This is a genomic window from Asticcacaulis excentricus CB 48 (assembly GCF_000175215.2).
GTDB classification, from domain to species: Bacteria; Pseudomonadota; Alphaproteobacteria; order Caulobacterales; family Caulobacteraceae; genus Asticcacaulis; species Asticcacaulis excentricus.
The window spans coordinates 481,508-503,362 of record NC_014816.1; the positions used below are offsets into that span (position 1 = coordinate 481,508).

19 protein-coding genes are annotated in these 21,855 nt (G+C 60.5%); 13 read left to right on the plus strand and 6 right to left on the minus strand.

Features of this window, described 5'->3' with window-relative positions; genetic code table 11:
- Positions 1-173 precede the first annotated feature (173 nt).
- Together polA and ASTEX_RS02270 are read left to right on the plus strand one after the other, a co-directional pair.
- On the plus strand, positions 174-3,035 hold the full coding sequence (polA, locus tag ASTEX_RS02265; protein WP_013477990.1) for a DNA polymerase I: 2,862 nt from the start codon (positions 174-176) through the stop codon (positions 3,033-3,035).
- 104 nt (positions 3,036-3,139) lie between these two features.
- Positions 3,140-3,577 (plus strand): DUF5063 domain-containing protein, encoded by a 438-nt coding sequence (locus ASTEX_RS02270; protein ID WP_168148054.1) that lies wholly within the window; start codon positions 3,140-3,142, stop codon positions 3,575-3,577.
- Between the two features lie 2 nt (positions 3,578-3,579).
- Here ASTEX_RS02270 and ASTEX_RS02275 read toward each other — a convergent pair whose 3' ends face one another.
- Positions 3,580-5,244, minus strand: coding sequence for a M28 family peptidase (locus ASTEX_RS02275; protein WP_013477992.1), 1,665 nt, complete (start codon positions 5,242-5,244; stop codon positions 3,580-3,582).
- Between the two features lie 97 nt (positions 5,245-5,341).
- Here ASTEX_RS02275 and ASTEX_RS02280 point away from each other — a divergent pair, with 97 nt between their 5' ends.
- From ASTEX_RS02280 to ASTEX_RS02290, 3 genes are all read left to right on the plus strand, one after another.
- A complete protein-coding gene (locus tag ASTEX_RS02280) occupies positions 5,342-5,740 on the plus strand; it encodes a VOC family protein (protein WP_013477993.1) in 399 nt (132 codons plus the stop codon).
- Positions 5,741-5,880: 140 nt separating this feature from the next.
- Positions 5,881-7,563, plus strand: a complete 1,683-nt coding sequence (locus tag ASTEX_RS02285) for a methyl-accepting chemotaxis protein (RefSeq protein WP_013477994.1) — start codon at positions 5,881-5,883, stop codon at positions 7,561-7,563.
- Between the two features lie 257 nt (positions 7,564-7,820).
- Positions 7,821-9,506, plus strand: coding sequence for a methyl-accepting chemotaxis protein (locus ASTEX_RS02290; RefSeq protein ID WP_245532520.1), 1,686 nt, complete (start codon positions 7,821-7,823; stop codon positions 9,504-9,506).
- Positions 9,507-9,560: 54 nt separating this feature from the next.
- Here the strand turns inward: ASTEX_RS02290 and ASTEX_RS02295 are convergent, their stop codons facing one another.
- The gene (locus ASTEX_RS02295) at positions 9,561-11,270 is read right to left on the minus strand and encodes a hypothetical protein (protein ID WP_013477996.1); all 1,710 of its coding nucleotides are present in this window, start codon (positions 11,268-11,270) and stop codon (positions 9,561-9,563) included.
- Positions 11,271-11,488: 218 nt separating this feature from the next.
- On the opposite strand from ASTEX_RS02295, the gene ASTEX_RS02300 reads away from it, so the two are divergent.
- The 6 genes from ASTEX_RS02300 to dinB all read left to right on the plus strand — a co-directional run bounded on the left by ASTEX_RS02300 (position 11,489) and on the right by dinB (position 17,375).
- On the plus strand, positions 11,489-12,199 hold the full coding sequence (locus ASTEX_RS02300) for a two-component response regulator ChvI (RefSeq protein ID WP_013477997.1): 711 nt from the start codon (positions 11,489-11,491) through the stop codon (positions 12,197-12,199).
- Between the two features lie 140 nt (positions 12,200-12,339).
- Positions 12,340-13,920 carry a stimulus-sensing domain-containing protein gene (locus ASTEX_RS02305; RefSeq protein WP_013477998.1) on the plus strand — a complete coding sequence of 527 codons (1,581 nt, stop codon included), beginning with the start codon at positions 12,340-12,342 and terminating at the stop codon, positions 13,918-13,920.
- 158 nt (positions 13,921-14,078) lie between these two features.
- Positions 14,079-14,507, plus strand: a complete 429-nt coding sequence (locus ASTEX_RS02310) for an HPr kinase/phosphorylase (protein ID WP_013477999.1) — start codon at positions 14,079-14,081, stop codon at positions 14,505-14,507.
- A gap of 155 nt (positions 14,508-14,662) precedes the next feature.
- Entirely contained in the window at positions 14,663-15,067 is a 405-nt protein-coding gene (locus ASTEX_RS02315) for a PTS sugar transporter subunit IIA (protein WP_013478000.1), read from the plus strand.
- Positions 15,068-15,159: 92 nt separating this feature from the next.
- Positions 15,160-16,227 (plus strand): bifunctional DNA-binding transcriptional regulator/O6-methylguanine-DNA methyltransferase Ada, encoded by a 1,068-nt coding sequence (ada, locus tag ASTEX_RS02320; protein ID WP_013478001.1) that lies wholly within the window; start codon positions 15,160-15,162, stop codon positions 16,225-16,227.
- A 59-nt stretch (positions 16,228-16,286) separates the two neighbouring features.
- Positions 16,287-17,375 (plus strand): DNA polymerase IV, encoded by a 1,089-nt coding sequence (gene dinB, locus ASTEX_RS02325; RefSeq protein ID WP_013478002.1) that lies wholly within the window; start codon positions 16,287-16,289, stop codon positions 17,373-17,375.
- A gap of 98 nt (positions 17,376-17,473) precedes the next feature.
- On the opposite strand, the gene ASTEX_RS02330 is transcribed toward dinB, so the two are convergent.
- Positions 17,474-17,860 (minus strand): OsmC family protein, encoded by a 387-nt coding sequence (locus tag ASTEX_RS02330; protein ID WP_013478003.1) that lies wholly within the window; start codon positions 17,858-17,860, stop codon positions 17,474-17,476.
- A gap of 123 nt (positions 17,861-17,983) precedes the next feature.
- On the opposite strand from ASTEX_RS02330, the gene ASTEX_RS02335 reads away from it, so the two are divergent.
- Entirely contained in the window at positions 17,984-18,568 is a 585-nt protein-coding gene (locus ASTEX_RS02335) for a pyridoxamine 5'-phosphate oxidase family protein (RefSeq protein ID WP_013478004.1), read from the plus strand.
- Here ASTEX_RS02335 and ASTEX_RS02340 read toward each other — a convergent pair.
- On the minus strand, positions 18,565-19,536 hold the full coding sequence (locus ASTEX_RS02340) for a quinone oxidoreductase family protein (RefSeq protein ID WP_013478005.1): 972 nt from the start codon (positions 19,534-19,536) through the stop codon (positions 18,565-18,567). The two genes, ASTEX_RS02335 and ASTEX_RS02340, sit on opposite strands and share 4 nt — an antisense overlap.
- A 32-nt stretch (positions 19,537-19,568) precedes the next feature.
- Positions 19,569-20,330, minus strand: a complete 762-nt coding sequence (locus ASTEX_RS02345; RefSeq protein ID WP_013478006.1) for a class II glutamine amidotransferase — start codon at positions 20,328-20,330, stop codon at positions 19,569-19,571.
- A 255-nt stretch (positions 20,331-20,585) separates the two neighbouring features.
- Here ASTEX_RS02345 and ASTEX_RS02350 point away from each other — a divergent pair, with 255 nt between their 5' ends.
- Complete coding sequence (locus ASTEX_RS02350; RefSeq protein WP_013478007.1) at positions 20,586-21,020, plus strand: OsmC family peroxiredoxin; 435 nt, start codon at positions 20,586-20,588, stop codon at positions 21,018-21,020.
- 42 nt (positions 21,021-21,062) lie between these two features.
- Here the strand turns inward: ASTEX_RS02350 and ppk2 are convergent, their stop codons facing one another.
- A complete protein-coding gene (ppk2, locus tag ASTEX_RS02355; RefSeq protein WP_013478008.1) occupies positions 21,063-21,821 on the minus strand; it encodes a polyphosphate kinase 2 in 759 nt (252 codons plus the stop codon).
- Positions 21,822-21,855: the final 34 nt, after the last annotated feature.

The following is a 21,855-nucleotide window of genomic DNA, read 5'->3' on the forward strand; positions in this document are numbered from 1 at the left end:
GTGGCTTGCGCCTAATGCCACCCTCCCCGCCAGCGGAGAGGTGTAAGAGGAGGTGGGGCTATCTTCCTGCCAATCCCTGACCCACAGATTGGGTATGGGGAATTGGCATCGTGCACGGATGGCTTTATTAAGCCTGCACGCCCCGCCCGAAACCCTTCTTGAAGCGAGCCCTCATGTCCCCCAAACGCCTCGTCCTGATCGACGGTTCCGGCTATATCTTCCGCGCCTATCACGGCCTGCCGCCCCTGACGCGCAAGTCCGATGGTTTGCCGGTTGGGGCGGTGTCGGGCTTTTGCAACATGTTGTATAAGCTCATCAAAGAGAACCGTGGCGAGGATGCACCGTCGCATCTGGCAGTAATTTTCGACGCCGGGGCGCACACCTTCCGCAATGACCTCTATGATCAGTACAAGGCGCATCGACCGCCCCCCCCCGAAGACCTGATCCCGCAATTCCCCCTGATCCGTCAGGCGACCAGGGCCTTTGGTATCCACAATGTCGAACTTCTGGGCTTTGAAGCCGACGACCTGATCTGCACCTATGCGCATCTGGCCGTGCAGCAGGGCTTCGAAGTCACCATCATCTCGTCCGACAAGGACCTGATGCAAGTGGTAAATGACCACGTCTCCATGCTTGATCCGGTCAAAGGCACACATGTCGGGCGCGAGCAGGTCATCGAAAAGTTCGGTGTGCCGCCGGAGCTGGTCGTTGATGCGCAGGCCCTGATCGGCGATTCCACCGACAATGTCCCCGGTGCGCCCGGCATCGGGATCAAGACTGCCGCCCAGCTTATCCTCGAATACGGCTCGCTCGATGCGCTGCTTAAGCGCGCGCACGAGATCAAACAGCCCAAGCGCCGCGAGGCCCTGACCGACTTCCGCGATCAGATCCTGATGTCGCGTGAGCTGGTGCGTCTGCGCTGTGATGTGCCACCGCCGTGCCCGATCGAGGAATTTGCCCTGAAAGACCCCAATGCTGCCGAACTGGGGGCGTTTCTGGCCGAGATGGAGTTCACCTCTCTAGCGCGTCGCGTCGGCGGATCGCTGGCGACGCTCGAAACCGCGCAGGCGGCACCGCGCGATCTCACGGCACCTGTGTCTAAGCCTCTGTTTGGCACGATGGCTCAGGTGAGCGCACCGCGCCCGGCCACTCCCGAAGCGCTGCTAACGCCGGTCGATTACAGCGCCTATCAGTGTGTTCAGGACATAGAGGCGCTGAAGGCCTATCTGGTGCAATGCCGGGCAGCGGGTGTGTTTGCCGTTGATACGGAAACCGACTCTCTGTCGGCCACCGCGTCGGGTCTGGTCGGCGTTTCTCTGAGCTGCGCGCCGGGGTCGGGGGTCTACATCCCGCTGTCGCATCAGTCGGACGACGGTGGTCTGGCCTTGTCTGGGGATGAGTTTAAACAGATCGCCCTGGTCGAAGCTTTGGCCGAACTCAAACCGCTGCTCGAAGACCCGACAGTGCTGAAGGTGGGGCAGAATATCAAATACGACCTGTCGGTCTTTGCGCGCTATGGTATCCGGGTTGCGCCCTATGACGACACCATGCTGATCTCCTACGTGCTCGAAGGCGGCCTGCACGGACATGGCATGGATGAGTTGTCTGAGCTGCACCTGGGCCACACGCCCATCCCGTTCAAGCAGGTAGCCGGCACGGGCAAGAGCGCCAAATCGTTCAAATTCGTCGATCTGAAGCCGGCCACCGAATACGCCGCCGAAGACGCTGACATCACGCTGCGTTTGTGGCATGTGCTCAAGCCGCAACTGGCGCAAAAGCGACTTCTGACCGTCTATGAGACTTTGGAACGCGCGATGCCGACGGTCCTGTCGGACATGGAACTGGCTGGCGTGCGCATCGATCCGCAGGTGCTGCGCCTTCTCTCTCAGGACTTTGGCGTGCGCATGGGGGAGATCGAGACAGAGGCGCACACGGTGGCCGGTCATCCGTTCAATCTCAATTCGCCGCAGCAACTGGGGGCCATCTTTTTCGATGAAATGGCTCTGCCGGGCGGCAAGAAGACCGCGACAGGTCAGTGGGCGACCGATGTCAAGGTGCTGGAAGAGATCGCCGAAAAGGGCACGCACGATCAGGGCCAGCGTTTGGCGCGTCTGCTGCTCGATTATCGTCAGATGGCCAAGCTGAAAGGCACCTATACGGACGCCTTGGTCGAATATGCCGATCCGCAGACCCAACGCATCCATACCTCCTATCAACTGGCTTCGACCACCACAGGCCGATTGTCTTCCAACGAACCCAACCTGCAAAACATTCCCATCCGCACGCTGGAAGGGCGCAAAATCCGTACCGCCTTTGTGGCGCGTGCGGGCCACAAGCTGATCTCGGCTGACTACTCTCAGATTGAGTTGCGCCTGCTGGCGCATATTGGCGACATCGGCCAGCTCAAGAAGGCGTTTCAGGACGGCATCGACATTCACGCTCTGACGGCGTCGGAAATGTTTGGAGTCCCGGTCGAAGGTATGCCGTCCGAAGTGCGTCGCCGTGCCAAGGCCATCAATTTCGGTATCATCTACGGCATTTCGGCTTTTGGTCTGGGCAATCAGCTCGGCATCGACAATCAGGAGGCGGGTCGCTACATCAAGACCTATTTCGAGCGCTTCCCCGGTATCAAGGCCTATATGGACGCGGCGAAAGAACAGGTGAAGGCGACGGGCTATGTCGAAACCATCTTCGGCCGGCGCATCCACATCCCCGACATTCACGCCAAGTCGGCGGGTCAACGCGCCTTTGCAGAGCGCGCGGCGATCAATGCGCCTATTCAGGGTACCGCCGCCGACATCATCCGCCGTGCCATGATCCGTATGCCGGGAGCGCTTGAAGCCGCGGGCCTGACCACAACCATGTTGCTTCAGGTGCACGACGAACTGATCTTCGAGGCCCCCGAAGCCGAGGTCGAAGCTGCCAAGGCGGTGATCGTAGAGGTGATGAAACACGCGGCGCTACCGGCGCTCGACATCTCCGTCCCGCTGGAGGTCGAGGCCAAGGCGGCGGACAACTGGGATGAAGCGCATTGATGGACTCGCAATAAAATCCCTGGCTATGGCTCGGTATTTGATTGCACGAGGTCAGGTTTATGGTTTCGATAGCCGATGATATTTCGTTAGCGGGAAAGGCGTTCATGGCTTTTGTCATGTCGCCGGACCGCGTCGCACAAGCATCGACCGATAAAATCGAAGCTCTGATCCGGCACCTCGATTGGCTGGCTATGGCCATGCACGATACCGAGCCCGACAGTTTCGATCCAGCAGAATATCCCGAACCCGCGCTGCCAAAATTTGAAACGATATATCAAGCTGTTCAGTCGGGCTTTTCTGAACTCAGACCGTACACTTTTATCATATTGGATGCGCAGAGCGGCGTGAGTAAAAAGCCCTGGGAGCAAGACCCATGGGACGATTTGACGGATATATACCGAGATTTGTTCGACGGTATTTGGCGCATGGAACACACCTCTCGTTCTGACGGGTTGTTTGAACTGTCACTTAGCTACAGATCGCATTGGTGCGCACACTTGCGAGCCTTGCAGGCTTATCTTCAAACCCTCACGGTTGCCTGACCCTACTTCCGCATACCGGCACTCTTGTCGCGCACGGGGCGGAATTCCGAACCGGCCTTCCATTGCGGCCAGTCGTGGCTATAAGCCAGATCACGCCCCAGCCGGTAGGCGAGGTCGATATCTTCGACCGCGCCGCTGAGGTCCCAGTCGGCGCTCCACGCATCGCAGGTCTTGTGATAGCAGTTGGTCGTATAGTCGGCGACCCAGCGCTCGCCGGCGGCCCGCCCACCTTCGGCGAGATCGGCCCCGCCGCCCAGACCCATAATTAGCAGGGTTGGTACGCCGCGCTTGGCTACCGAAAAATGGTCGGCACGGTAGAACAGGCCGCGTTCGGGGGCAGAATCGGGGGTCAGGGTACGCCCCTGATGCGCCGCCAGCGTCGCCAGACGGTCCTCCAGATCGTTCTGACCCATGCCGATCAGCACCAGGTCCTTAGCCTTGCCCGCCGTTTGCAGCACGTCCAACGTGATATTGGCTACTGTCGTTTCCAGCGGATAGGTTGGGCGGTTGGCATAGGTTTCTGAGCCCAGCAGCCCGCGTTCTTCGGCGGTCCATAGCGCAAAGACGATGCTGCGGTCGGGCTTCGGCCCTTGCGCAAAGTGACGCGCGATTTCCAGCACGGCGGCGGTCCCCAACCCGTCATCATTGGCGCCGGGGCGGATGGTGCGGCCCTGCGCGTCCGCTGGCCCGATGCCATAGGCGTCCCAGTGTGCGCCGTACAGGATTGACTCGTCCGGACGGGTTTTGCCGGGGAGGCGGGCGACGACGTTATGGCTCTGCACCCGATCGCTCTTCACCGCGGCCTCAATCGACAGGCGCGCGTCCCCGATAGCGACCGGTTTAAAATCATCCCGACGCGCCGCTACGCGCAGCGCCTTGAGGTCCAGCCCGGCCTTGCGGAAAAGGTCCTCGGCTGCCGCGCCGCTCAACCAGCCCTGAACCGGCACGGCCTGAAGCGCATCGGGTTGGCGCACTACGTCAAAGACTTCGGAATGCGGTGCGATGACCGTGCTCCAGCCATAGCCCGCGCCCGGCGTGTCGTGGATGATCAGGGCACCGGCGGCCCCCAGACGCGCGGCAATCTCATACTTATAGACCCAGCGCCCATACCACGTCATGGCCCGGCCTCCGAAACGCTCGGCCACCGGCTCACCGGCGGCGGCTTCGAAATCCGGATCATTGATCAGGAAGACGGCGATCTTGCCTTTGAGGTCCACGCCTTTGAAATCGTCGCGCTGGCGCTCCGGGGCCTTCACGCCGTAGCCGACAAATACCAGAGGCAGGTCCTTGACCGACAGCTTCTCGACCGGGCGCGCCGTGGCCAGATAGATGTCTTGCTCGTGGGTAAGGGGCTGTACCCCCGCTGGCGTGCGCAGGTTCAGCAGCGAAGGGGTCGCCAGGCGCGTATGGGTCAGTGGTACGGTCTGAAGATAGGTGCCGTTCTCACCACCGGGCTCAAGACCCAGCGCATTGAAGCGTTCGCTCAGCCAGGCGACGGTCTTGGCTTCGCCGGCTGTACCGGGGGCGCGCCCTTCAAAGGCATCGGAGGCCAGCACTTTTACGTCTTGCGAAATCCGCGCGCCGTCAATACTGCCGGACACCTGCGCCAGCGCCCCATTGGCCGCAAAGCTGGTGATCAGTCCGAGACAGATCAGCGTGCGTTTCATGTGCGGCTCCTGCGGCAAGACGATGTTTATAGGCCTGCCCTTTGACGATGCGCAATTGGCATTTGCCCCTGCGGCCTTGGCCCGATAAGCTGAGACCATGACGACTGTAAAACGCCTCGATCATTTCAACATTCAAACCCACGATATGGCGGGCACCATCGCCTTCTATGCCGATCTGCTGAACCTTGAGGCACGCACGGCGCCAGAGCGTGACCCAGCGGACCGCATGTGGCTTTACGACTCCGGCAATCGTGCCGTGATCCATCTTAACCGTTTTGGCACTGACAACACCATCCCGCGTGAAGTGCTGCCCGGTAACCCGACCGGGGCGATCCATCATATCGCCTTTGAATGCGACGGCTATGAGGAGACCGTGAATAAGCTTAAGGTTATGGGGCTCTACTATGCGACGAACGATATTGCGCGCATTTCTTTGCGACAGATTTTTGTCGCTGACCCTAACAATGTGCTGCTGGAACTCAATTTCCGCGGGTGATATTTCATTATTTACAAAACGATGTGCGGGCGTTTCGTTTTAAAACTCTCATTTATACTATAGTTAACCTTCCGTTTAGCATTAATACGGAAAAGCTGGAAGCGTATACTTTTTGCCCTCCTGTATTTTCCGTGTGCTCAATGTTCAAAAATCTCACCATTCGCGCGCGTATCGTCGCGGCCTTCGCCCTGATCCTTTTCGCTACGGCGGGACTGGGGGTGTTCAGTGTCAGTCAGTTGAACGCCGTCAACCGCTCGGTCGATGATCTGGGCTCGAACTGGCTGCCGACGGCCAATACGCTGGGTGACGCTTCGCAAACCTTTGAACTGATGCGCCTGCGTCAATCGCAACTGCTGATCGTCGCTGAGGCCGAGCGTCCGGAAATCGTCGAAAATATCGCCAAGGCGTCTAAGGACCTCGAAGAGACGCTTGAGAGCTACAAGACGATGATCTCCAACGGCGAGGAGCAGGCGCTGGCCGACAAGATCTACGGCACGATGCAGGGCTACCGCACCAACAGCCAGCGCTATCTTGATCTGGTGTCGGCGGGCGATATGGTGACTGCACAATCCTTCTTTATGAACGATATGCAGGCTCAGGCCCGCACCCTGCGCGACGCTATTCGTGCCGATCGTGCGTATCAGGTCGAAGAAGGCAACAAGGCCGCGGCTAAGGGTATCGCCACGGGCAAATCGGCCGCTACACTGATCCTGATCGCACTGGCCGGGACGGCGGTGTTTGCTGCCCTGATCGGCTTTTTGATGATTCGCGGCGTCTCCGTGCCGATCGCGCGCATGTCGGACGTGATGAAGGCCCTGTCGGGCGGTCAGGCGGACGTGAAGGTACCCAATCTGGGTGAACGTAACGAAATCGGTCAGATGGCGGCTTCTGTCGAAGTCTTCCGCGATGGCCTGATCCGCAACCGAGCGCTGGAAGTCGAAGCGGCCAAGGCTCGTGACGAGTCCGAATATCAGCGCAAGCAGGCAATGCGTGATCTGGCTGCCGATTTCGAAGGCGCTATTGGTGGCGTAGTAGAAATGGTGTCCTCCGCCGCGACGGAAATGCAGGCCACGGCGGCGCAACTGACCGCTTCGGCGCAGGAATCCTCAGCGCAGGCACAGTCGGTGTCGGCGGCAGCCGAAGAGGCGGGCACCAATGTGACCTCGGTGGCCGGTTCGGCTGAGGAACTGGGGGCTTCTGTCTCGGAGATAAGCCGTCAGGTGCAGCATTCGCTTACCAAGGCACGCGAAGCCGTCACCGAGGCCGAAGCCACCTCGGCCATTGTCAACGAACTGTCAGAAGCCGCAGGCCGCATCACCGGTATCGTGGACATGATTTCGGGCATTGCGTCGCAAACCAACCTGCTGGCGCTCAATGCCACCATCGAATCGGCCCGAGCCGGTGAGGCCGGGAAGGGCTTTGCCGTCGTCGCCGCCGAAGTGAAGACGCTGGCCACTCAGACGGCCCGTGCCACCACGGAGATCAATCAGCAGATCGCTGGTATTCAGGCGACCACCGAACAGGCGGTGCGAGCTATCGGAAACATCTCGCAAACCATCCGCATCATCAACGAGTCCTCCGCCACCATCGCCGCCGCGGTGGAGCAGCAGGGCGCGGCGACGGGCGAGATCGTACAGGCGGTCAATCAGGCCTCGATGGGCACGACCGAGGTGACGCAAAGCATCACCGGTGTCGCGCGTTTGGCAGAAGAAACCGGGATGGGCGCCTCTCAGGTGCTCAATGCCTCCTCCGAACTGGCGCAACAGGCGGAGATGTTGCGGGCACAGGTCAACGGCTTCCTGGCGCAGGTGCGCGCGGCGTAGTACTGAGGGGGAGGGGAAATGAGTTTGGGTACGCCTTCCAAGATTGTCTCATCTGTCTGACGCAAATGAGACAGTCTCGCGTTTTTGACCTCCGGATGAGGTCGGGCTGAAGCAAGATTTGGCCCTTACAAGATTACCGCGGCCCTCTCTCAAAAGTTTTATAATCCGCACGCACACTTTTTTAACCCTGTTTTTACAGTTTCGGATAACGCTCCTCTTTGAATTGTTTGGGCCTGCGGCACAATTATTCAGAGGGGATGATGTTCAAAAACTTTTCTATCCGGTTACGGATTATCGCTGCCTTTTCGGTTGTCCTTGCCTGCACGCTGGGACTGGGTCTGTTCGCCATCAACCGTCTGGCCATCGTCAATGGATCCCTTAATGATCTCGCCACCCACTGGCTGCCCGCCTCTCACAGCCTAGGCGAAGCCGGTCAGAGTTTTGAACTGGCCCGATTTCGCCAGCTTCAGCTTTCGACTGTTCCAGAGTCTGAACGGTCGGAAATTCGCGACAGCGTTAATCAGGAATTGGCTCAGCTGACGCAAGCCATAGAAGGCGGTACGCGCCACCTGACCAGCCCGGAGGAGCGGGCGCAGTCGGAGAAAATCCGCACAGAACTCAAAACCTACATGGCCAATAGCGAGCATTATGCCGGGTTGATTGACACCGGTGACATGGCCGCGGCTCAGGCCTATTTCTCGCAAGAAATGCGCACACAGGCCCGCGTACTTCGCAATTATATTCAAGAAGCCCGCGCCTACCAGGTGGAGGCCGGCAACAAGGCCGCCGCTCATGGCATGGAACAAGGCGCGACGGCCCGCACCCTGATCCTGATCGCGCTGTGCGTGACCGCCCTAAGTGCGGCCCTAATCGGCTTCATGATGATCCGCGCCGTCTCTGTCCCGATTGCGCGGATGTCGGACGTTATGAAGGCCCTGTCGGGCGGTCAGGCGGACGTAAAGGTACCCAATCTGGGTGAACGGAACGAAATCGGTCAGATGGCGGCTTCTGTTGAGGTCTTCCGCGATGGCCTGATCCGCAACCGAACACTGGAAGCCGAAGCGGCCAGGGCTCGTGAAGAGTCCGAGCATCAGCGCAGGCAAGCGATGCAGGATCTGGCGGCAGACTTCGAAGGGGCCATCGGGGGCGTGGTCGAAATGGTATCCTCCGCCGCGACGGAAATGCAGGCCACGGCGGCGCAGTTGTCCGCATCGGCGCAGGAATCCTCGGCAAAGGCACAATCGGTTTCCGCTGCGGCCGAGCAAGCCGGAAGCAGTGTCACCTCTGTGGCCGGGTCAGCCGAAGAACTGGGGGCTTCGATCTCTGAAATCAGCCGTCAGGTGCGTCACTCGCTTAGCAAGGCGGGCGAAGCGGTCATGGAGGCCGAAGCCACCTATGCTATCGTCAATGAGCTGTCGGGTGCGGCAGGTCGCATCACGAGCATCGTGGACATGATCTCGAGTATCGCCTCGCAGACCAACCTGCTGGCGCTCAACGCCACAATCGAATCGGCGCGCGCCGGTGAAGCGGGCAAGGGCTTTGCCGTTGTCGCCGCCGAAGTGAAGACGCTGGCCACCCAGACGGCCCGTGCCACTACTGAGATCAATCAGCAGATCGCTGGTATTCAGGCGACCACCGAACAGGCGGTCCGAGCTATCGAAAACATCTCGCATACCATCCGTATCATCAACGAGTCCTCCGCCACCATCGCCGCCGCAGTAGAGCAGCAGGGCGCTGCCACCAGCGAGATCGTATTGTCCGTAACTCAGGCTTCAACCGGCGCGATTGACGTGACGCAAAACATTACGGGCGTGGCCCGAATGGCTGAAGAAACCGGCACGGGCGCGTCTCAGGTGCTGAGTGCTTCGTCCGAACTGGCGCAACAGGCAGCGAAGTTGCAGGCGCAAGTCAACGGCTTTTTGGCGCAGGTGCGCGCGGCGTAGAATAGCTGTTTTTTGGAGCGGAAAGCCCGGTGATTTTGCCGGGCTTTTTTGTGCTTATGCCGCCAGACCAGCCTGCACCAGAAGGGGTTTGAGCCGGACCAGCGCCGCCGGGTCTTCCATCAGGCTGGCGCGCACATCAGCTACGCGCAACTGCTTCATGACTTCCGCCTTGGCCAGTTCGCTGAGTGCGCCCAGCGGCCCCGACTGACCGGTGGCAAGACCCAGCAGGGCCGCCATCCGCTGAAGAGGCGATTTCGAACCTTTCAGGATATGCGGGATCAACTGCACATCGCTGGCGATCTGTACGCCGATTTGCCCCAGCCGCGCATGAGCGGCATCGGTATCGCTTTCACCCAGCGCCGCCTTTGTGATGCGCCGTTGCAGCAGGGCCAACAACTGAAGCCGCTGCCCCGCTGGGCGTTTGGGATCACGCAGGTCCGTTTCAAATCGATGCGCTGTCAGGGCCGACAACAGCCAGCGCGCCGCTTGTTTTTTATTAGCCGTCCCGACCACGTTCTCACACAGCCACAACAGACGCTCGATCTCTTCGAGGCAGTGTGGTGCCGACCGCGTCAGCCCTTCGACGAAGGCGCTCGACACCAGCATTTTGGAGCGTTCGATAAAGGCGTCGGAAATGTCTTCGCGCTCGACCTGCTGCTGGCTGCCGGCCGTGAGTGCCAGCGCCATGGCGCGCAGGAGGTCGATTTCGCCCACCGGATTGTCTGGCATCAGCCGCTTTACGCCCCGCAGTTCGCCTAGCACGTTACGAAACGCCTGAAGGCGCAGGTCGCGGAAATGGCCGTCACGGATCAGACGTGCAAACTCTTCAAGGTGCGCAGGCGGCGGCGGTAAGGCACGCCCAATGCCCGAATCGACCTGACTGAGGCGTTCGATGGCCTCACCACTGACCATATGGGTCAGAAAAGCCAGACCTTCGCCTAGGCTGATGTCGCTTCCCAGAATTTCCGCCAGACCGCCTTTGCGCGCAAAAAGCTCGATGATAGGCGTTTCAATGACGTCGACCGCCCATTTCAGTTCCGGCTTACTGACTATGGTGGCAGCGATACGCGTCAGCGGGATCAGCTTGCGCCCGGCACTGCGGTCTGCGCCCATCAGCTTGGCTACCGCGCCGCCAAAGGCGTAGCCACGCTCTGGCGATTGTCCGATGCGCGCGACCTGAGCCGCAATATCGCCGTCGAGGTCGATATCACCGAACACTTTTTTGCGCCCGTCGCCGATCACGCGGTTAATGGCCTTATCCGTCAGATTGGTCCAACGGCGCATAATCTCGTGGATCGAGGCCCCAGTTTCTTCAGATTCGGGGATGGCGACCTTCTGAATGGCATGCGTCAGGTCATTGGTCGAAACGTCCAGCCGCTCACAAAGGACGGGACTGTGCAGCAATTCGAACACCGTCGCCCCCTGACGCCGCAGCCAGTCTTCGAGCACGCGGGCAATGGTCTCACGGGCGTGGCGGCTATAGAGGTCCTGCGGCGAGGTGCAGATGGGCTCGGCACTGCTGGCGACCTTCGGTTTGCTGCGCGTTTCAGGCAGCCCCTCGGTGAGGACGGTATAGGTGCGAAACTCCCCGGTATCGTCGGAAAAGACTTCCTTGGTCACCTTGATGGCGGCGGCGCGACGGGCATTCAGTAGCTCACGTGCCTGTGCGATAGCGGCGTCGCGGTCTTCCAGCGCATTTTGCAGCACCCAGCCCGATTGCGGCGTCTTTCGCGAAAAGATTTCGTAGTGGATCTGACCGGCCATAAAGCCTCAAGCGTGACGTCAAGAATTGGCTCTTTATGACGCGGGTGTCACAAACCCTGCCATTCGCGTCGAAATATGGACGAATCCTGTTAAATTAACGTTGAAGCGACGTCGGGGCCTGATTATCACCCCGGAGTGGCCTATATTTGGTCAACAATTGAGTGTTTGCCGTAAACGGCGTTATATGTTGCGCCACAGGTAAGACAACCGGAGGGCTTATGGCCAGAATTACCCTTGTCGATGATGACGAAAACATTGTCACCAGCGTTTCGCTGGCGCTGGAGAGCGGCGGACATACGGTGCAGGCCTATCACGACGGCGCGACCGGTCTGGCCGCACTGGAAAAGGACCCGCCCGATCTGGCGATCCTTGATGTGAAGATGCCGCGCATGGACGGCATGGAGGTGCTGCGACGCCTGCGCATGAATTCCAACCTGCCGGTGATCATCCTGACGTCGAAGGATGATGAGATCGACGAAGTGCTGGGCTTCAACCTCGGCGCTGACGACTATATGCACAAGCCCTTCTCGCAGCGCCTGCTTCTGGAGCGCGTGAAGGCCGTGCTGCGCCGAGCCGGCGTCGTCGATCAATCCGAGCCGCCTGAAACGCAGGAAGCGCTGAACGCCAAGTCGCTGAAGCGTGGTAAGCTGGTCATGGATGCCGCGCGCCACGAATGCACCTGGGAGGGCAAGCCCGTGCGCCTGACCGTAACCGAGTTCCTGCTGCTGCACGCGCTGGCGCAGCGTCCCGGCTTCGTCAAAAGCCGCGACAACCTGATGGACGCCGCCTATGACGATCAGGTCTATGTCGATGACCGCACCATCGACAGCCATATCAAGCGCATGCGAAAGAAGTTCCGTCTGGTCGATCAGGAGTTTGACTCCATCGAAACCCTCTATGGCGTTGGCTATCGCTATCGCGAAGTGTGACCATGCCGCTTGCCCGCTTCCCTCATACCTGCCCGGCTTTGCCGGAGAGGGGGACCATACGGGCCGCCGCAGGCGCACAGATGCGGTGGTGGTGGGGCCTATTGAGCCCGTCTCCCCAATCCAGTGGGGAGGTATAGATAATGGACGGCACCGAAACCCCGCAGCGCCGCCTTCTGCCGCCCTTTGCGCGCATCGGTTTTTTCCGTGCGCGGCTGGGGCGGCTGATCCTGTTGCTCAATCTGGCCGGGCTGCTGGTGCTGATCACCGGCGCGCTGGTGCTCAATGAATTCCGTCAGGGCCTGATCGACAACCGTAAGGAGTCGTTGATGGCACAGGCGGAGACGATGGGCGAGATCATCGCTGAGGTCGCGACCGCCGGTGATCCGGAGCCCTATCTTGAGCCGCAATATGCCGTGCTGGTACTGGGGCGCTTCATCCCCGCAGAGCAGCGTGCGCGTTTGTTCGATGCCAAGGGGCACGTCCTTACCGACTCCTATTCCGTCTCTGAACAGATCGATGTGCGCAGCCTGCCGCCGGTCGAGGACACCCTGCCCGATACCGAGCGCCGCAAGGCGCGCAATCTGCGGCAGGAAAAGGCGCGTGAGGCGCTAGATGCCGAGGTCAGACAGGCCTTAAGCGGTGAGCCGGTCGCGTCGGTGCGCTATAACGAAAAGGGCGAAAAGGTCGTTTCTGTCTCGGTGCCGCTGAAGCGGGTCAAGGCCATACTGGGCGTCCTGACCATCGAGGCGGGCGACGTGGACACCATCGTCGCGGCGCAGCGCTGGGCCATGCTACCCTTTATTCTAGTGGCGCTGGGCGTCAGTCTCTTTTCATCGCTGCTGCTGCACTGGCTGGTCAGCCGGCCGATCCATCGCCTGTCCGACGCCGCCGATGCCGTTCGGATGCAGAAGGCGCGCACGTTCTCGCTTCCCGATCTGGAATCGCGCCACGATGAGGTGGGGATTCTGGCGCGTTCGCTACAATCCATGACTGAAGCTCTGCAAAAGCGTATGGACGATATCGACCGCTTTGCTGCCGATGTATCGCATGAGATTAAGAACCCCCTGACTTCGATCCGCAGTGCACTGGAGACACTCAGCCTGGTCAAGGACGAGACGGCCAAGGCGCGGCTGATGGCCGTTATCCAGCAGGATGTGCGGCGCGCCGACCGCCTTATCACCGACATTTCCAATGCTTCACGCCTTGACGCCGAATTGGCGCGCGATGTGCCCAAACCCGTCGATGTCGGCGCGCTACTCGAAGACATTGTCTCCCTCTATCAGCATATGCCCGAGGGTGCGGCGGTCAGTCTGGAACGCAAACTGTCCCCGGCGGCGTCAAAGGTGATGGGCCGCGAAGGGCCGCTGGGGCAGGTCTTCCGCAATGTCATCGACAATGCGCGCTCCTTCTCGCCCGAAGGCGGTACGGTGCGCGTTTGCGTCGTCTATTCCGACGCCGACCCGAAGCGCCCGCTGCAAATCGTCATCGAGGACGACGGCCCCGGCATCCCGGCGGAAAACCTGGAGACCATCTTTCAGCGTTTCTATACCTCGCGGCCCAAGGGCACGGATTTCGGCCGCAATTCAGGTCTGGGCCTGTCGATTTCGCGCCAGATCATCGAGGCGCAGGATGGCCGCATCTGGGCCGAGAATCGTCTGAACAGCGACCACACCATCGCCGGCGCGCGCTTTACCATCACCCTGCCGAACGTGTATCAGTGACTCATCCCTAAACCTCCCTGCCTCCGGCAGGGAGGGGGCAGCGGCCGTCAGGGCGTGGGGGTGGGGCGTATTGCGATATGTCCATTTTTATAGCGTGTTGAATAAGTAAGCCCCCACGGCCCAGCAAGCTGGGGAGGGATAACCCCGCGGAGCCGCCCTTGTCCCGAATCATTCTCCACGCCACGTCGCTGACCGTACCCATTCGGGGCCAGTGGCGCGGCGTGTTGTTGATGGGGCCATCGGGCGTAGGTAAGAGTGATCTCGCCCTGCGCGCGATGGAGGCTGGGTTTCAGCTCGTGGGCGACGACTACTCGGTCCTGTGGGCATCAGGTGATCACATTTTCGCCAGCGCCCCGGAGACCATTGCCGGGCGCCTTGAGGTGCGTGGTATCGGCATCACGCCGCAGCCCCGTCGCCCCTTAACGCGCGTAAGTCTTTGTGTGCACTGCCAATTATCGCCGCCGGAGCGCCTGCCCGAATCCGAGTTGACCCCCCTTCTGGGGCACGACCTGCCCACCATCAGGCTTAACCCAAGGGAAGCTTCGACTGTGGCCAAACTGCTCACCCGACTGCGTCTTCTGTCGTGATCCCGCGGATCGGCCTTGGCACCGTCGCATTTTCGTCCTAAATCGAAAGACCTTTTTGCAGTGCAGTGAATTGGGTCTATAATCAGTTTCTTGTGCCCCGCCTCGACCCGAAATCCGGGACCCGACGGGCGGTCACGTGTAGGGATGACCTTTATATGATCGGACTGGTGATCGTGACCCACGGCGGTCTGGCGGAAGAGTTTGTATCCGCCATGGAACACGTTGTAGGACCGCAGGATCAGGTGACGGCCATCTGTATCGGGCCCGAAGACGACGTGGCTCAGCGCCGTCAGGACATCCTCAAGGCGACTTTCGCCAATGACAGTGGTGACGGTGTGATCCTGCTGACCGACATGTTCGGGGGCACCCCGTCGAATCTGGCCATCTCTGTCATGGAACAGACCAAGGCCGAGGTGATCGCCGGGCTCAACCTGCCCATGTTGATCAAGCTGGCGACGCTGCGCAAGCTGGAAGCCCTGGCTGATTGCGTGCAGCACGCACAGGAGGCCGGTCGCAAGTACGTCACCGTCGCCTCTTACGTCCTGTCGGGTGACAACTGAAGGTGACCGCCCAAGTTTGACCGCAAGCGGCGGGACGCGCAGGGGCCTTAAACCGTTCAAAATGGAGGTATCCGGTGAGTGAGGAACCATCCATGACCACTGCCTTTGCCATGAGTGAAGACCCGCGCTGGCTAGCCCTAATCGCCCGCGATGCGACGCAAGACTGCGCTTTTGTCTATGCCGTGAAGACCACCGGCGTCTATTGCCGCTGCACCTGCCCCTCGCGGCGGCCAAAGCCTGAGAATGTGCGCTTTTTTGCCACTAGCCCGGAGGCACAGGCCGCCGGCTTCCGCCCTTGCAAGCGCTGCCAGCCCGATCAAGGCGGTCAGCGCGCCCTTCAGGCGCATCGCATCGCCGAGGCCTGCCGCGAGATTGAAACCGCGGAGGCCGAACCGACCCTCGAGGCGCTGGCTCAGCGGGCGGGCCTTAGCCCCTTTCATTTTCACCGAGTGTTCAAAGCGGCCACGGGTCTGACCCCCAAGGCCTATGCCCGCGCCCACCGCAGCGGCCGGATGCGGGCGGCGCTGAAGACCAGCGGCAGCGTCACCGAAGCCATCTACGAAGCCGGCTTCAATGCCCCCAGCCGGTTCTACGCTGATACGGCTAACGCACTGGGTATGTCGCCGCGCACCTTCCGCAAGGGCGGGGTGGCCGAGGTGATCCGCTTCGCCGTGGGCCAATCGCGTCTGGGTGCGTTGTTGGTGGCCCGCAGCGAAAAGGGTGTCTGTGCGGTTTTTCTGGGCGATGACCCGGAGGCGCTGGTGCGCGACCTTCAGGACGCCTTTCCCGAAGCCGAACTAATCGGTGGGGACGCGGCGTTTGAAAATACGATGGCGTGTGTGGCTGGTCTGATCGAAGCGCCGCAAACCGCGCTCGACCTGCCGCTCGATATTCGCGGCACCCTGTTCCAGCAGAAGGTGTGGGCCGCGCTTCAGGCGCTGCCGGCTGGTACGCGCGTCTCTTATAGCGAACTGGCCGAGCGGGTGGGCCTGCCCGCGGCCGTGCGCGCCGTGGCCTCGGCCTGTGCGGCCAACAAGATCGCCGTGGCCATACCCTGTCACCGGGTGGTGCGTACCGATGGCAGCCTGTCGGGTTATCGCTGGGGTGTGGAGCGCAAGGCGGCGCTGTTAGAGGCGGAAGGCGAGATTCAGACCGCTTGATTTGTTCCCTTTTTGTGCTATGTTCGCGTTACGTTCTAATGACGCTGCGGAACCGCACCATGGAAAACGAGAACATCGAACCTCTGCGCAAGATCATCCACGTTGATATGGATGCCTTCTACGCCTCAGTGGAACAGCGCGATAATCCTGAACTGCGCGGCAAGCCGGTGGCGGTGGGCGGACTGGAACGCGGCGTTGTGGCGGCGGCCTCATACGAAGCGCGCAAATACGGCATCCGTTCGGCCATGCCGTCGGTGACGGCGCGACGCAAGTGCCCGGAGCTGATATTCGTCAAGCCGCGCTTTGACGCTTATAAGGCCGTCTCGAAACAGATCCGCGACATTTTTGAGGACTATACGGAACTGGTGGAACCACTGTCGCTCGATGAGGCCTATCTCGACGTCACGCACAATCACAAAGCTATCGCCTCGGCGACCCTGATCGCGCAGGAAATCCGGGCGCGGATCAAGCTGGCGACCGGACTAACGGCTTCGGCGGGTGTGTCCTATAACAAGTTTTTGGCCAAGATGGCGTCGGACTATCGCAAGCCAGACGGGCTTTACGTCATCACGCCGCGCATGGGGCCTGAGTTTGTAGAGACCCTGATGGTGGGGCGCTTCCACGGCATCGGCCCGGCGACCGAAGAGAAGATGAATCGGCTGGGCATCCTGACCGGGGCAGATCTCAAGGCGCAGGATCTGGCCTTTCTGCAAAAGCATTTCGGCGTGTCGGGCGACTATTACTACAATATTGCGCGCGGCATCGACCATCGCCGCGTGCAGCCGGACCGGGTGCGCAAGTCCGTGGGCGCGGAAAACACCTTCTTTCAGGACATCTTCTCACTGGAGGCCGCGCGCGCAGCCCTTTCACCTATCGTGGACAAGGTGTGGCGCTATTGCGATCAGCACGGCACGCGCGGCCGCACCGTGACGCTTAAGGTCAAATATACCGACTTCCAGCAGATCACCCGCAGTCACACCGCGGCTGCCATCGTGCTCAACAAGGGTGAACTGGCCCGTCTGTCGGGCAGTCTGCTCGAAAGCGTCTTCCCAATCGCCAAGGGGATTCGTCTGCTGGGCGTCACCCTATCGTCGCTGGGCGGTTCGCAGGCGCAGGCCGAACCGCAGCAACTCAGTTTGGCGATTTAGAGCGACATGTCGAAAAGCGTGAACGGTTTTCGAAAAAAAATATCTCTACCAAACAGAAGCTTAGAGAGCTTGTCGTCTCAGCTGGGCCGACGAACGCTTTAACCAAACGTGGTCGTGATATCCGCCCCTTCCTTGAGCGTCAGGGTGACCGGTGTGCGTTCAACCACCTCGGCCAGTCGCGCCCTCTGGGCCTCATCCAGGGCTCCCTTAAGGGTCAGCAAACGTGTGATTTTTGAGCGCTTGTCGTCCTTGCTGTGGTGCAGTTCAACATCGATGGCCTCCAGCGGCCAGCCCTTGTGCGCCGCATACATGCGTAGGGTGATACAGGTACAGGCGGCCAGAGAGGCTAGCAGCAGGTCGTAGGGTGCAAATCCAGCATTGCCGCCGCCCAGAGCTTCAGGTTCGTCGGCGGTGAGGGTGCGTCCGCCGGTTTCAATGGTGGTGAGAAAGTCGACGGTGCCGATATGGGCGCGTGCATGAGCCATGTGGTGTCTCCCTTTTGTCGGCAGACTATATGCGCGCAGCGTCCCTTCCTATGGCTATTTTACGCGCACGCGATGCAAATGGAGGGCTGCGGCGGGGTGCCAGCGAGACAAAAGAGGCAAAGCATGACGACCCTGTATGGCCAAGAGGCCCGCGAACGTATCTGGTCCCTGATCAAGGACACTAAGGTGGCTATGCTGGCGACGCACGCTGCGACTGGCCTGCTGCACGCGCGGCCCATGATGCCGCAAATTCGCCACCCGGAGGACAAGGCCTTTGACGGCGTGCTGTGGTTCTTTACCGGGGCTGACACAGGCAAGATTGGTGAAATCGAAGCCAATCCGGAGGCGCTTCTCACCTTTTCCGACCCTAAGGGCCACAATTATGTCGCCCTCAATGGCACGGTGAGCATCAGTCGCGACCCAGTGATTATCGATGAACTGTGGTCAGCGGCGGACAAGGCGTGGTTCCCCGGCGGCAAGGACGATCCCAATCTGCGCCTGCTGCGTTTTAACGCGAGCGAAGCCGAATTCTGGGACAGCCCTGGCCTGATTGCCGCCGGCGTCGCCTTCCTTCAGGCCATGGCCACGGGCGAGCGTGCCGATCCCGGTGACCACGGCCATGCCGATCTCGGCATCCCTGATTTTGCTCCGCGCACAGACGATCGGGCGAATCCACTCGCCATCACGCCACGCGATCCAGTGGGTTAAGGGATAAGCAAGGTGCTGCCGGTGGTGGCGCGGCTCTCGAGTGCTTCATGAGCCGCGCGCGCCTCGGTTAGCGCAAAACGCTGATCAATCCGTACACGGACTTTGCCATTCAAAATAACGCCAAACAGGTCCGCGGCGGAGTCTAAAAGCGTCGCGCGGTCCAAGTTATAACCGAAAACCGAAGGCCGGGTCAGGAATAGCGAACCCTTCGTATTCAGCACCGAAATATCGACCGGTGGCACGGCACCAGAACTCTGCCCAAATGACACCATCAGGCCTAACGGTTTCAGCACATCAAGTGATCCATCGAACGTGTCCTTGCCCACCGAATCATAGACGACATCGACCTTGCGCCCGCCAGTAATCTCCAGAACGCGCGCCACGAAATCTTCGGTGCGGTAGTTGATCAGATGGCTATAGCCATTGTGCCGCGCGAGTTCGATCTTGGCCTCAGAACCTGCGGTGCCGATCACCGTGGCCCCCAGAGCCCTGGCCCACTGCCCGGCGATCAGCCCAACGCCCCCCGCCGCCGCGTGGATCAAGACCGTATGTCCCGGCCCGACACGAAAGGTCCGGCGCAATAGGTATTGCGCGGTCAGGCCTTTGAGAAAGACCGCCGCCGCCACTTCGTCGCTGATGCCATCAGGAATGGGAATCAACTTGTCGGCAGCGATCAGGCGCGCCTGCGCATAGCCGCCGGGGGTCGCCGAATAGACCACCCGGTCACCGACTTTTACGAAATTGACGCCTTCGCCCACCGCTTCAACTATGCCCGCCCCTTCATTGCCCGGCACAAAGGGCATTGCGGTCTTATAGAGCCCCGAGCGGAAATAGGTGTCGATGAAGTTGACGCCGATGGCAGTGTGACGCACGCGCGCCTCCCCGGGCCCCGGTTCGCCGATATCTATCTGTTCGACTCTGAGAACCTCGGGTCCCCCGGTCTCGTGCACGCGAATGGCTGTGGTCATAGCGCTTTGTCTTTCTCACAATGGAGAGGAGATTAAACCACCTCGCCCGCGCGGAAAATCAGCGAGGCGCCCGGCGCGACCACTGTCCACACCTCGTCGTGGGTGAGGGGCTGGGTAGCGATGATGATGACCTTGTCGTCCGGTGTGGTTTCCTGCGCGAAATCGACCTGCATCTCGGCGTCGATCAGGGTGGCGCGGCCGAAGGGGGCCCGGCGCTGGATATAGGTCAGCTTCTTTGAGCAACTGGCGTAAAGCGACCGCCCATCAGTCAGCAAGGCATTGAAAACACCCATCTTGCGCAGCTCACCAAACAGTCGCTTGACCTCCTTGTCCAGCACGCGGGCGGGCGGATAGTCCATATACTTGCGGACCAGTTGATCGAGTATCCAGCAGAAGGCGTGTTCGGAATCGGTCGTGCCGATCGGGCGGAAAAAACTCAGCGGCAAGGCTTTGACGCCCTTGAGCTGGCCATTGTGAGCAAACGTCCACGCCCGGCCCCAAAGTTCGCGGGTAAAGGGGTGGGTGTTTTCCAGCGCTACGCGACCGCGATTGGCCTTGCGCACGTGGGCGATGACGGTCTTGGACTTGATAGGGTAGTTTCGCACGAGGGCCGCCAGCTCGGACGTCGCCGACGGGTTCGGGTCGTGAAAATTGCGGCAGCCCTTCTGTTCATAGAAGCTGATGCCCCAGCCATCAGCGTGCGGACCCGTGGCCCCGCCGCGTTTGGCCAGGGCCGTAAAGGAAAAGCGGATGTCGGTGGGCACGTTGGCGCTCATGCCCAGAAGTTCGCACATGTCTCAATACCTAAACGTAAGTCTCGTCTCACCTGTAACAGGCTAACGTCCCAACCGGCAAACGAGGCTTTCTATTCGCTTGCGTGAGAAGAGGTATGCCATGTGACGGCTCATTGCAGGATTGCCCGTTTACACATCCCGGTTTACCACTCGTTCCGGTATGGGCCGCGTAGGGGCCGGTTTATTTTTTTGCAACGCCTCATGCCGACGAGTGTGCGCCACTTTTCGCCACGAGGCTCTCGAAGGAGACTTCCGATGAAACGTACGGCGACAGCCCAGTGGCGCGGCGACGGCATGACCGGCACCGGCACGCTCACGACCCAAAGCGGCGCCTTTACGGCCCAGCCCTACAGCTTCAAAACCCGCTTCGGCGATGAAGAGGGCAAGGCCGGGACCAATCCGGAAGAACTGATTGCGGCGGCACATTCGGGCTGCTTCACCATGGCCCTGTCGTTTGCGCTGGCCAAGGCCGGGTTCACGGCGGAACTGCTGGAAACCGAAGCCGTGGTTGAGGTCACGCCCTCCGAGGCGGGCTTTTCCATCACCGCCATCACCTTAAAACTGAAGGCCAATGTGCCGGGTGTATCGGCGGAGCAGTTTCAAGAACTGGCCGCCGGGGCCAAGGCCAACTGCCCTATCTCAAAGGCGCTGGCTTCGGTGCCGATCACGCTGGAAGCGTCCTTGGTGTAAGCTGGCCTATACCTCCCCGGCAAACCGGGGAGGTATAATTCTTTATTGAAACAAGGCCTTTTCGCCTGCGATGACCTTGTCGTAACCGAAAACGATGTCCGCATCGGGGGTGGGCACGTCGTGAGAGTAGGCGGGACAGCCCAGATTGTGCAGGACGTGGCGGATAATGTTGAGCCGTGCGTCTTTTTTCCTGTCGGTCTTGACGCATGTCCACGGCCCGGCCGTGTGGTGTGAGCGGCGCAGCATCTCATCACGCGCGGCAGAATAGGCGTCCCATTTCTCCTGCGCCACCGCATCGAGCGGGGATACCTTAAGGCGCTTCAGCGGGTCCGATCGCCGGTCATCGAGCCGCTCTTTCTGCTCTTTTTTGGAAATATCCAGCCACAGCTTGATCAGGATGATCCCGGCATCGTCCAGCATGGTCTCAAACGGCGTCACATCGCGCAGGAAAATCTCCTGCTCCTGCGGCGTGGAAAAGCCCATCACCTTTTCGACCCCGGCGCGGTTGTACCACGAGCGGTTAAAGATCACCCATTCCCCGGCGGCAGGCAGGTGCTCAGCATAGCGCTGAAACCACCACTGGCTTTTTTCGCGGTCAGATGGCTTTGGAAGTGCGAGGACGCGCGTCTGACGCACCGACAGGTGCTCGGTGATGCGCTTGATGGCCCCGTCCTTGCCCGCGCTGTCGCGGCCCTCAAAAACAAGGCAGATTTTCTTGCCCTCGGCCAGGGCCCAGATCTGGGCATCGACCAGAGCCACCTGCAAGTGGGCCAGTTCGGCTTCGTATTCATCCTCGGTCATGGGCGCTCCTATTCAGACAGCGAGGCTCACCCGT